We start from the raw sequence: 12,091 nt of genomic DNA, 5'->3' as shown, positions 1-12,091 counted from the left end.
GCTTTCTCTGTAAGAATGCCACTTCCACAGCTATGATATCATAAGGATGCGAATAGTGGATGATCTGAAGCCTTTCATCTCCCATATTTTATTCTAACGCGCTACAATCGTACATATAAAAAGGAGGCGACTATGCATGACGAACTCAGTGAGCCGCTGCGCATGGAAATGTTCGCCGCGTCACTGCGTGCCGACAACACTGACGTCAAAGCCTTTTTAGAGGCCCTGGCTACCAAGCTGGAAGGCGCATTGCCCGGTCAGACAACCGTCACTCGCCAGGGCGGCATGTTTGCTCGCGAGCATCCCGTAAAGGAAATTGCTGTATCCCTGGGCGATTACCAGTACCGCATTGGCCGCGATAGACAGGGACCACTGATCGCACAGCGCGCAAAAATCGTGCGCGGCATCGTGCTGAAGACCGAGCAGATTCCGGTCGAGCAATGGATTGACGAGTTGTCGGAAGCCCTCGTCGAGCTGGCCGGACAAAGCACCCAGGCTCGCGCCGCCCTTGAAAGATTTTTATTATAGAGCATGGACGAGTCGCGACGCCCTTGCCCCGGATAGAAGGAGGCGACTATGCCCTTCTGGAAACGCTCTTCTCCAGAAGAACAACAGCAGCGACTACAGGCGCAGCAGGAGGCGGAGGCCAGCCTGCGCTCCCTGGAGGAGGGTGGATTGCCACTCCAGGCACAACGCCGCTTGCGAGAAGAGACCGAAGCAGACCATAAACTGTTCAGCAGCGATTTGAGTATCAAGGAGTTCGCGCTCACCCGCAACAGCGGCTACCAGCCTCTGAGCCAGGTGATGGGCAGTTCGATCTACCACGTTGGCTGGCAATATACCACGCGCTTTCCGCGTATGACCGTTGCTTATGAATTAACTAACCTGACCAACGCGCACCTGCATGCGGCGCAACTTGCCCTGGGCAGGCTGGAACAGGAGGCCTCGCTGCTGAAGGCGCATGGAGTGATCGGTGTGCGCTTCGGCTTGCGCAACTTCGAATGGGGTTCCAATCTCGTGGAGTATACGGCTATCGGCACGGCCATCCGACTGCCGAATGCGCCCTTGTTCCCACGTCCTTTCCTCAGTGATCTCTCGGGCCAGGAATTCTGGACGCTGCTCCAGGCTGGCTATTTACCCACCGGCATCGCCATGGGCTATTGCTCCTACTGCATCTCTTCCGGTTGGCAACTCAACCAGGTTATGCGCAGCTGGAACAATATAGAGGTGACGGACTACACACAGGCCATCTATACTGCTCGCCACCTCGCCATGAGTCGCCTGCAAGCAATGGCCCGCGGCTTCGATGCCGTTGGAGTCGTCGGCATGCACATTGGATTCGATAGACAGGAAAATGAGTACGAACGCGAAAATGACCCGACAACCTATCGCGATTTAATGATACATTTCTCGGCTATTGGCACAGCCATTATCGCTCGCAGACCCGATCACGTGATACCATCCCCAAAACTCACGCTCACCTTTACCGATCTGCGACCCGGGCGGCGTGGGGAAGTGCAGGAGCTGACTTTCCGAGAATAGTTGGCACCGCCCGGGATTGCTAAAGTTAATAATGCTAAATAGAAGGAGTTTTCATATGTCCAGTCAAGTACCGCAGCCGCAGGGCAACGATTTGCCGGTTCATGCTCGTGAGCGGCTCAGGTCTATGCGCGGCGACGCCAAACATCATGGGCTTTTCACCAGCGATCTCAGCGTCAACGAGTTCCTGCTTGTGCGCGAGGCCGGTTTTGATCCCGTCGGGCTGGTGGTAGGAAGTTCAATTTACCATATTGGCTTTCAATTTGTTGGCTGGCGGCAGAACCAGGAGGTGAATGTTCTGAGCCAGGCCATGTATCACGCGCGTGAACTGGCGATGACGCGCATGGAAGAGGAGGCCAACGAGCTTGGAGCCGATGGTATCGTCGGCGTGCGCCTGGAAGTAACCCGGCACGAATGGGGTCAGTCGCTGGCTGAATTTGTCGCCATCGGCACGGCTATTCGCTCGCGCAGTGGCCAGAACTTCCGCAATGCGCACGGCATGCCGTTCACGTCTGATCTCTCGGGCCAGGATTTCTGGACGCTACTCCAGACCGGCTATCGTCCTGTCGGCATGGTGATGGGCAGTTGCGTCTATCACGTTGCCCAGCAAGGTATTGGGCAGTGGATGCGGCAGGTCGGGCAGAATGTCGAAATGGCCAACTATACCCAGGCGCTTTACGACGCACGCGAACTGGCGATGGAACGCATGCAGGCCGAGGCTGTCAGCCTGAACGCGCAGGGTATCGTGGGCACGCAGATCAGCGAGCGCAACCACGGCTGGGGCTCGCACGTTATCGAATTTTTCGCTGTTGGTACCGCCGTCATCCCCATTAAAGAAGATCACGAGGTGCCCCCACCATCGCTGTCGCTGTTACTCAACGATTAATGAAGTTTCACTACCGAAATTGGTAAACCAGTAAGCAGAACAGTCTCCCCATGTCATTCTGAGTGCAGCGAAGAATCTCTGGGCCCAAGGACGGAGATTCTTCGCTGCACCCAGAATGACATGGGAGGGGGTGCTTACCGATTTCGATGATGAAACTTCATCAATCAGTAAAGGCGTGTGTTGAGTCTATGGCTCCTTGCTCCCGCATACGCAGTACACGTTTTCACATAATATTTTCATCCACCCTCACCCGAACTAACCAGAATTGTCTTTCTCGAATATCCTGCTCGTGATAACCAACCTTTGTTTCCTACAACCATTTTCTCGAAAAGCTGTTAAAAACCTTGACAAATGCCTGAACCGTTAGGTATACTTACTTAGTAAGCTGGACTGCCACCGACGGGGATCGGATGACAGGATTACAACTCCTTCGTAATACTACCTGGGTGCAGATCACTCCTGATCTTGTCCAATCGTGTACTGTAGCGCGTTCTATAGCAAACTACCTTTTCTCAGTATAACTTTATGGTCATGAAAGCGCGTTACATCACAAACTATCTTTCATGCTCATACTGTCATATTGATGTACTTATGCCTATATCTCCAGGTCGCTATAGCCGTATGTAGTGTGTTGCTGATGGTCATTGACAAGAAATGGAGTGCTGGCATGTCCCAGGGTCTTTCGCGTTCTTCTGCTTCTTCATACGACCATGGCCCTTCGCGACGGATGGCATCAACGTCGCCTCGCCGCCTGTTGCTTTCCGCCTTGCTCGGCCTGCTCCTGCTCTCGGGTGTGCTAGGCAACTGGGCCGCCAGTGCTCCCGCTGCCGATGCCGCTGTGAAACCACCACGTGCCATCCCAGGTCACCTGACGTTACAGCAATTCCTCCATGAGCAACAAAACCGTTCGATCTACCATGGCCCGTTCCAGTTCCCGAAAAATCCCCCATCGCTCAAACTGGCCAAAGGTGAACACCTGGCCGACTACCAACACCTGCCGCCCAGCGCGGAACCGCCGACGATGAAACCACTGCGCCAGGTGCTGGACCGCGCCTTTCTGGTGGGGAATCCACCTGGACACACTCCCCAACCACTCGATCTACTCAGCAGCGATCAGCGGCTCGAACTCCAGATTCAACCGGCTACCTTTGATCTCTCCCATGCTACCACCAGCAAAGGAGTCCCTGCCAACAAGGATACCTCGCTCATCCTGACCATTACCGAGAACCACGGCTATTTTTTGGGGCAGCTCGATACACTGGGCGAATACTCGGTACTGCTCACCGACGCGCATAACAACCCGGTTCAGGGCATTCAGTTGCAGCACCCCATCAGCATCCTGTATCACTATGATCCACAGGTCATCGCGCAGATGGGCCTGGATCCCGCACAACTCTTCCTCTCCTGGCCGGCGCTGGCATCTGCCGCCAGAACGAATCACCAGTCGTTGCGCCCCTATCTCATCGCCCTGCAAGACAATCCCAAAACGCATACCCTGTCTGGGCAAACGACCGTGATTGCCAATAGTCCATTCGACGAGGGAGGAGGCAATACCGATAACGCCAGCCCACCGGTACCACTGCTTGGCACGATGCAGGGCAACTCCGGCCAGTTCGTTTACTCCTACCCGCTGACGGTTGCTCCCGGGCCGCTGGGCACTGTGCCCCAACTCCTGCTGACCTATTCGAGCGCCGCCACGAATGGCCGGCATAATCGCGCTTCGCCCGCCGACGACTTTGGCGAGGGCTGGTCGCTCTCGTTGGGAGCGATCACGGCCGACGAGTATCGCAACAACGGCGGCACCTGGTACTCCATTAGCGGAGTCGACCACGTCAGTGACCTGCTGGTGCCCAATCCCAAGTCGCCCACCAACTTTCTGACCGAACATATCTCCCAACTCAAGATCGAGCAGGTCACCGTCAATGGCCAACCCTGCTTTGATGTCTGGGATACCTCCGGTACCGAATTTATCTTTGGCTGTACTGCTGACTCGCTGCAATACAATACCGACTCGAGCGGCACACGGCACAACTATGCCTGGGACCTTGACCAGGTCATCCCGGCCAATGAGGGGCCGGGAACGTCGGGCCGCTTCCTGAGCGTCACCTACGAGCAGGACAAAACCACGCCCTATGGCTACACGACCATCCGCGACGCCGTCATCAAGCAGATCACCTATGGCACCGGCTCGACAATCTCGGGCACCGTGGACTTCAGCTACCAGGGACCCTACGATGATGGGTCGTGGGTGCATGCCTACAGTGGCTCATGCAAACCGCTGCGCTGTGACGATCCCGTCGATTTCCCGTCTCCAGGGCTGCCGGCGCCCAAGGTGATGGCGACTTTTACGCCCCTCTCGATCACCAGTTACGTCGGAACCGATAGCCCCGGCAATCAAGACTACAGCTACAGCTTCTCCTTTGGTGGGTCCGGCTACAGCAGTTGCTGGGACGATTGGACGCAACTGCAGATGTATTGCGCGGGCGAACACCTGCTCGAGAGCATCACCCCCACCGTCTACCAGCACGGCACTGGCACGCAACTCAAAGGGCTGGTGGTCGGCTACAGCGGGGCACTACGCGATGATTACTACGATAGCACCCAGCAGATTCCAGGTCACCCAGGCGACTACTACAATGTGCAGACCTACTGGCAGTATGTGACTAGCTACGACAATCTGGCGAGCGGGACCGGGGGCAGCGTCGCCTATCTGGAAGCCTACAATAATACGCATGGCACGCCCGATGCGCATAGCGATAATCGCTTCGACCCCATGTATTGTTCGCTCTATCCCTCCGATTGTACCGGCAGCTATGCCTGGCCCGATGACCGGGCCTGGGCGGTGCAATCCGTCACCTCCATCACTGTCAACGGCACCGATAGCAGTAGTTCATCACTCGCTCCTGCCATCACCACCTATCATTATCAACTGGCCGAGACCGGTCAAAGCGGCTGCAATGGGGTCTGCGTGGGCGACAACTGGATTCCACCCAGTGACAACGATTTTCTGGACTACTACCACAGTGAGTTTCGTGGCTTTGCCTATGTCGATATCACCAGCCCATCCAATGACCTGACAGTGCAGCAATATGCCTCAACCGATGGCTGGGGGACGCAAGAAGGATTCCCGCATAACTATACCTCCGGCGCGCTGGATTACCAGTATGTTTACCAGGGCAACAGTAGCTCGGGTCCACTGTTGCAGGAGACCGAGAATATCTACGCCGGCTATCCCTGGTGGGATAACAGCAATACCGCCAACTCGTGCAACGGCAACTACAGTGGCATCTACACGCCCTGCGAGGTGATGATCATCAGCAGCCGTACCACCCAGTATGAAGGCACCAGTCCCTCCAATCCCAATGCCCCCTGGGTGGAGCAGGATTCCACCTTTGACGACTATCGCAACAGTAGCGGACTGGGTGATTTTCATCAGAGTCCGGCACTGGGTAGCTATCACAACCTGCAACAGCAGACTATCGCCGGGCCCTATCTATCACCCGCCTATCCCAGTGTCTATCTCACTCGGAAGTGGACCTACCAGACCAACGACACCACCATCGACGGTTGGGTCTACTATGATGTCAATAAAGTCGCGCACAGCGAAATTGATGATAGCGTGGGCGATATCCTGGCATGCCAATCCTTCAGCTATGATGAGAACGCCGCTCAGGGCGTCCACACGCCAGCAGCAGGCTTTCTCACCACCGTCAATTGGTATCAACAAAGCGCCTGCACCTCGCCCAATTTCGGCACGCCGCAACTCACCACGTATGCGGGCTACGACACGAGCGGCAACCAGCTGATGACCGTGGATGCCTTCGGCACCGCCCATGCCTCGTTCTATGGCAGCGGGGGCACCAGCAACAAAAATGGCTGCACCCTCAGTGGAGCGCCTGCCATCTACAATACCACCTGGAATGCAGGAACCTATACCACCTGCACCATCTATGATGGCACCAGCAATCTGCCCACCAGCAGCACCAACGCTTTTGGACAAACGACCAGCATTGCCTATGATCCTGGGCAAGGCGATCTGCCCACCAGCGAAACCGATGTCAATCACCAGGTCACCGCCTTGACCTACACCTACGATCAATACGGCAACCTCACCGTCCAAACCACCGAGCCGAATGAGCAGCAGTTTTCCTACACGGAGCAAGCGACAAGCTATTCCACCTGTAGTCAGAGCAGCCGCCTGCCCTGTGCTGAGACCAAAAGCAATGCCGCGCTCTATCCCAGCGCGGTGGCCGAAACGTTCTATGACGCGCACGGGCGCGTGACCGAGACGCGCACACCGGGACCCGATAGCGCCGATGATACCATCCAGTTCACCGTCTACAACGACCAGCAGCACAGCAGCTTTACCAGCATCCCCTTCGAGGTCGCCAGCGGCACCGGCTGGATCGATCCCAACGGCGCGACCGACAAGAATGGCCACACTCCCACCGGCACCGCGACGTTCTATGACGCTATGGGCCGTGTGATCGCTGTGCAGGATCCGCTCTTCAACCCACCCGGTGTGCCTGGCATCAGTTGCCCCTCGCTGGGTGGCAACGCGACCACCTGTGCCATCTACGAGCTGGATACCGTAAACGGCGACAGCAACACCTACGACGCGACTGTGAGCATCGATGCCGACAATCATGCCAGCGAAAGCCTGCGCGATGTGCTGGGCGAGACGCGCTACGTGCGCTATGATAGTGGCACCTACGGTGGCATCCTCACGCCCAATGAACTGATCGCCACACAGTTCAACGTGCTGGGCGAGCCGCTCCAGGTCACGACGACCGACCTGCTGCCCCAAAGCGGGCAGATCCTCACCAGCGCCACCGTCTCGATGCAGTATGACAACCTGGGACGCCTGACGCAACTGCTGGACCCGGACGCGGGCACGCATACCTATACCTACGACGCGGACAGCCGCCTGACCTCCGATGTCGCCGGCAGCCAGACCCTGGGCTACAACTACGACCTGCTGGGCCGCCTGGGCTGCCTGCAGGATGCCGTCCCGCCCACCTCGGCCAACGCGACCGGGGCCTGCAGCGGGGGCAATCCCCTCATCCAGAACACCTACGATAGCTCGGTGATTGGCGGCAGCAGCGACTATCCCGTCGGGCAGCTCACCAAGAGTGTGGCCACCACCTATTTCCCTGAAGGAGGCTCGGCCACGGCTACCGAGAAGTTTGCCCACGACCAGCGCGGGCGGCTCTTCCAGGAGAACCTGGTGTTCAGCCTGCCCAATAGCTGGGGCGTCAGCACAGCCTTGCCGACCTACAAATTGAGTGAGACCTACACGGATGCCGACCAGTCACAGACCACGACCACCAGTAGCGCCAGTCCCTCCGGTCTCGGCTTTACCAGCACGCAGATCTACGACCCAACGAATGGTGGCCTGCTGGGGATGAGTAACAATACCAATACCACGACCCCCAACCTGGCCAGCATCACCTACAACGTCAACGCGCTGGTGGGTAGCATCGCTTTGCAGACCAGTACGGGTTCGGCCCTGGCCACCGAACAATACGGCTATGATGGCGACCTGCGCCCGACCAGCATGACGGCCACCTGGCAGGGTGGCAGCGGGCAGAGCGGCACCATTTACTCCCAGGGCATCGGCTACGACCCGACCAGCAACGTCACGAGCTCCACCACCACACAGGCTGGTGTCCCCGGCTACAGCAACTCCGGCGGCAGCGAGACCCAGGTCTTTTGCTACGATGAACAGAATCGCCTCACCTGGTCGGGTAATACGGGTACACCCTCCTGCACTGGCAACGGCACGCCAGGGGTATCCGGCAACATCGCCGCCTACATCAACACGTTTGTCTACACGCACCTGGGCCAGTTGTGGCAAGGCCCCTTAAACGGAGGTAGCACCCAGTACCAGTATCTCTACTGCACCAGCAATGCGCCGCACCAACTGAGTGGCCTCTACGCCATGGGGTCGACCTGTACCAACAAAACGGGCCAGGGCTACGCCACCAGCTACGACCCCTCGACCGGCAACGTCAAAACACGGAGCTTTAGCGGCACGACCGGCACGCTCTCCTACAACAACCTCAACGAGATGGTGGAATGGAATGCTGGCTCAACCAACCAGGAATGGTACATCTACGATGCCAGTGGCAACCGCGTCCTGCGCCGTTCGACGAACAGCAGCAGCACGACCATGACGGTCTACCCCTTTGGTCTGGAGGAGCATGTCTACAGTGGTAGCGGCAGCAACCAGTTCAACACCTATTACTAGGTGCTCGGTGGGCAACTGATCGGTGATCTTACCCCCAACAACACCTATTATCTGCTCACCGACGCCCTGGGCAGTGTGCTCTCCGAGATCACCTGGCCGGCAGGTGGCGCCTCGGTGCAGGGCAACCAGCTCTTCGGCCCCTATGGCAAGGGGCGCTACTAGGCCGGCAATCTCACCACGGCCAGGGGTTTTACGGGGCACTATAACGATGGCCTGACAGGGTTGGACTCTTTCAACGCCCGGTATTATGACCCGGTGGTCGGGGTCTTCCTCTCGCCCGATAGCGTGCAAGGCAACGCGTCGGGGATGAACCCGTATGGCTATGTGGGGGGGAACCCCGAAACCTATGCCGACCCCTCCGGGCAGATGTATGTGCCCGACCCCAATAATGGCCAGGAATCGGGAAAGCAGTGGCAGCATCTTCTCAACAGTTATGCTCCTGCCTCCGGCCCGCAGAACTCCTGCTTGGGGGTGAGTCAAATCGACTGTATGGCAGGGACTTGGAACGCTCAGCAGCATGTGCAAGGCACGATCACGCTGCACGTCCCGCTGCCTGACGACTCAGGAGTCCTCTGTAGCGGCCGGCTCAGTATTGGCATCGGGCCGGGAGATATTGGCATCGGCGTGGGTGGCTGTGCCGGAGGAGGGGATGGGGGCAGCATCCAGGTGACCTGGCCGATCAATACGACGGCCAGTTCCATTATCGAGGGATGCTTGACCCCGCTCTGCGCCGGCGATCCCGCCGATGAGGGCGACAGGCCGGCCGAGGGTGGTTGCAGCTTCACTGCCAGGACAGAAGTAGCTACCGATCATGGAGAACAGGAGATTGGGAAACTTCATGCAGGTGAGAAGGTCTGGGCATACAATTCTCAGACACACCAAATGGAACTCCAACCCATTCTGCATGTGTGGATTCATCCAGATAATGATCTGGTGGATCTAACGATCACGGCACCTGCTCATCAGAAGCACGGAAAAGTGGTGCCAGCAATAAGTGAAGTAGTACATACCAATAAGAAGCATCCGTTCTTGACAGTAGAAAAGGGATTCCTGCCCGTCGGCAAGATCACCGTGGGCATGCATGTTGTGCGGGCGGATGGAAGTATCGGAGAGATTACCGGCTGGAAGGTTGTGCCTGGCAGCAAGCGGATGTACAATTTGGAAGTAGCCCAGGATCATACCTTCACGGTAGGTGAGGGGCAGTGGGTGGTCCATAATTGTGCCGTGCCCGCTGATGGGGTTCCATCCGATGTTCAGGAGATGGCGACCAGGACAGACCAGGTACGTGAAGATCAGAACCTTGGACCGAGGTGGACTCCGGAAAATCATACGCCAAATGTTGTAAGTGCTAATATCGACATTACATCCGATGACCTCTTGCTGCATAGGATATCTGAGGACTTTGTGAGTAATGGTGATAATGCACACGCTGAGGAGTTAGCCATCCAATGGGGCGAAAGAGAATTACCTGGACTCACAGATATGTTTGGCCAAGAGGTTGAGTATAGACTGAAAATGGTTACACAATATAGACCTTGCGCAGATCAATTGTGTCAGTTGAAACTGTTTTGGGGAGTTTGGGAAAGTAGGTTGGATGCGGCTGCAGGGCTGAGTGTCAATCTTGAGATATGGCACTATCCCGATGAAGGAGATCCTTATCTTTACTTTAAAATCTGAGTATGTTCGTAGAAAGGAGAAAGTATGTTTGATTTATTTGATCTACCTGAATATGTGCGATATGCTTTTGGTATGGCGGGCTACGACGACATCTCTGCTGAAGAATTAGTGCTAGAGACCTTTCTTCACCGTTGGGGGGGATTGGAACTAGAGGCTTTCGCTCGTGCCTTGAACGAGGGACAGGATGATGAGCGAGTTGTGGCGATCTTCGCGCTAGGCCATGATAGGACAGCCTGGGCGCATGAACTCTTGCTTCCGTTCTTACACAGCCCTCATCCTCGCGAGAGATGGGCTAGTGCCTTGGAACTTGGTAAGATGAAAGACGAGCAGGCCTTTCCCCTGCTTCTCGCTATGCTCACGGAGTTTTTGCCACCCAAAGAATGGCCAAGCTCCATGGGCGATGGCCTCTGGCTCTACAATAGTTGGCGTGAATTGATCGTCCTGATCCTGGCAGAATGGGCTCAACCAGAGGCAGTCCCTGCTCTTCTGGAGGCGTTAACAGTATATAGGCAGATAGAGCAACTCATTCCGGAATCTATCAGGACTGCGAGGCGCTATTGGCGTTACTGTCAAGGGAAAGTGATGTATGCGCTAGGTTGGCTCGGGCGATTTGATATCCTTGCCGCACTTGACGCAACAGAACCCGTACTCTCAAGTTGGAAAGTCCACCTGGCTTTAGGCTATCTGCATGCGCATCTAGATTATCCAGAGGTATTTACCCGTGTGCTGCGGATCAAGCCTGCACTTTATAAGCGGGTTGGAGAGGTGCTTACCGAGAAGTATGGATTCACAAAAGAGCAGATGGAAAAGTGCCTTGCCGCTTTTGAGGACTTGAAATGGTAGTCTCTGAAAGACGGAATATATTCAGGATGTAAGAAAGGAGTATGAGCCAAGCTCATACTCCTCAAAAGTGATCAAGTAACAGGCTTAATGGCTCTCACTCTGTCTACACGCACCTAAGCCACCTGTGGCAGGGTCCCTTGAATGGGGGCAGCGCACCGCACCAGTTGAGCGGCCTCTACGCCCTGGGCTCGACCTGCTCCAACTCCAGCGGGCAGGGCTATGCCAGCAGCTACGACCCCTGGGGCAACGTCACCGGCCGCACCTCCAGCAGCACCACGGCGGCCCTCTCCTACGACCACCTCAACCGCTTCGTGGAATGGAATGCCGGCTCCACCAACCACGAATGGTACGCCTATGACGCCAACGGCAACCGCGTCCTCAAGCGTTCCACCAACAGCAGTGGCACCACCTACACCGTCTACCCCTTCGGCCTGCAAGAGCACCTCTATAGCGCCAGTGGCAGCAACCTCTCCAACACCTATTACTACGTCCTGGGCGGACAGCTCCTGGGCGACCTGACCGCCAACGGCACCTATTTCCTGCTCACCGACGCGCTCGGCAGTGTGCTCTCCGAGATCACCTGGTCGGCAGGTGGCGCCTCGGTGCAGGGCAACCAGCTCTTCGGCCCCTATGGCAAGGGGCGCTACTACGCCGGCAATCTCACCACCACCAAAGGCTTTACCGGGCAGTACAATGATGGCCTGACGGGGTTGGACTCTTTCAATGCGCGCTACTATGACCCGGTCGTGGGGGTGTTCCTCTCGCCCGATAGCGTGCAGGGTAATGCATCGGGGATGAATCCGTATGGCTATGTGGGGGGCAATCCCGAAACCCAGACCGACCCGAGCGGACGCGCCTATGATTGGGAACAAGGGGGAGCCGGTGGAGGCGGCGAC

General features: G+C 56.8%; 9 protein-coding genes and 1 pseudogene. 9 read left to right on the top strand and 1 reads right to left on the bottom strand.

Going from position 1 to position 12,091, the window contains the following annotated elements; translation table 11 throughout:
• Positions 1-132: 132 nt before the first annotated feature.
• From VFA09_21075 to VFA09_21040, 8 genes and pseudogenes are all read left to right on the top strand, one after another.
• Complete coding sequence (locus VFA09_21075; protein ID HZU69778.1) at positions 133-528, top strand: hypothetical protein; 396 nt, start codon at positions 133-135, stop codon at positions 526-528.
• Between the two features lie 48 nt (positions 529-576).
• Positions 577-1,542 (top strand): heavy metal-binding domain-containing protein, encoded by a 966-nt coding sequence (locus VFA09_21070; GenBank protein HZU69777.1) that lies wholly within the window; start codon positions 577-579, stop codon positions 1,540-1,542.
• A 55-nt stretch (positions 1,543-1,597) separates the two neighbouring features.
• A complete protein-coding gene (locus tag VFA09_21065; GenBank protein ID HZU69776.1) occupies positions 1,598-2,425 on the top strand; it encodes a heavy metal-binding domain-containing protein in 828 nt (275 codons plus the stop codon).
• Positions 2,426-3,092: 667 nt separating this feature from the next.
• Complete coding sequence (locus VFA09_21060; protein ID HZU69775.1) at positions 3,093-8,675, top strand: hypothetical protein; 5,583 nt, start codon at positions 3,093-3,095, stop codon at positions 8,673-8,675.
• Positions 8,676-8,837 carry a hypothetical protein gene (locus VFA09_21055; protein ID HZU69774.1) on the top strand — a complete coding sequence of 54 codons (162 nt, stop codon included), beginning with the start codon at positions 8,676-8,678 and terminating at the stop codon, positions 8,835-8,837.
• 24 nt (positions 8,838-8,861) lie between these two features.
• Positions 8,862-9,029: pseudogene (locus VFA09_21050) on the top strand (RHS repeat-associated core domain-containing protein).
• 12 nt (positions 9,030-9,041) lie between these two features.
• Positions 9,042-10,352, top strand: coding sequence for a polymorphic toxin-type HINT domain-containing protein (locus VFA09_21045; GenBank protein ID HZU69773.1), 1,311 nt, complete (start codon positions 9,042-9,044; stop codon positions 10,350-10,352).
• Between the two features lie 24 nt (positions 10,353-10,376).
• The gene (locus tag VFA09_21040) at positions 10,377-11,195 is read left to right on the top strand and encodes a HEAT repeat domain-containing protein (protein ID HZU69772.1); all 819 of its coding nucleotides are present in this window, start codon (positions 10,377-10,379) and stop codon (positions 11,193-11,195) included.
• Positions 11,196-11,308: 113 nt separating this feature from the next.
• Here the strand turns inward: VFA09_21040 and VFA09_21035 are convergent, their stop codons facing one another.
• Positions 11,309-11,536 carry a hypothetical protein gene (locus VFA09_21035; GenBank protein HZU69771.1) on the bottom strand — a complete coding sequence of 76 codons (228 nt, stop codon included), beginning with the start codon at positions 11,534-11,536 and terminating at the stop codon, positions 11,309-11,311.
• Between VFA09_21035 and VFA09_21030 the strand changes: the two genes are divergently transcribed.
• A partial coding sequence (locus VFA09_21030) for an RHS repeat-associated core domain-containing protein (protein ID HZU69770.1) occupies positions 11,507-12,091 on the top strand: 585 nt, incomplete at its 3' end. The genes VFA09_21035 and VFA09_21030 overlap by 30 nt on opposite strands.

This window comes from Ktedonobacteraceae bacterium (assembly GCA_035653615.1).
In the GTDB taxonomy this organism is placed as follows: domain Bacteria; phylum Chloroflexota; class Ktedonobacteria; order Ktedonobacterales; family Ktedonobacteraceae; genus DASRBN01.
The sequence above is the reverse complement of the archived record's forward strand: the minus strand, read 5'-3'. Positions and strand labels throughout refer to the sequence as shown.

Bases quoted from the DNA above. Each gene is read 5' to 3' on its own strand.
- VFA09_21040 (HZU69772.1), top strand. From the start codon at position 10,377: ATGTTTGATTTATTTGATCTACCTGAATATGTGCGATATGCTTTTGGT.
- VFA09_21060 (HZU69775.1), top strand. From the start codon at position 3,093: ATGTCCCAGGGTCTTTCGCGTTCTTCTGCTTCTTCATACGACCATGGC.
- VFA09_21045 (HZU69773.1), top strand. From the start codon at position 9,042: ATGTATGTGCCCGACCCCAATAATGGCCAGGAATCGGGAAAGCAGTGG.
- VFA09_21065 (HZU69776.1), top strand. From the start codon at position 1,598: ATGTCCAGTCAAGTACCGCAGCCGCAGGGCAACGATTTGCCGGTTCAT.
- VFA09_21070 (HZU69777.1), top strand. From the start codon at position 577: ATGCCCTTCTGGAAACGCTCTTCTCCAGAAGAACAACAGCAGCGACTA.
- VFA09_21075 (HZU69778.1), top strand. From the start codon at position 133: ATGCATGACGAACTCAGTGAGCCGCTGCGCATGGAAATGTTCGCCGCG.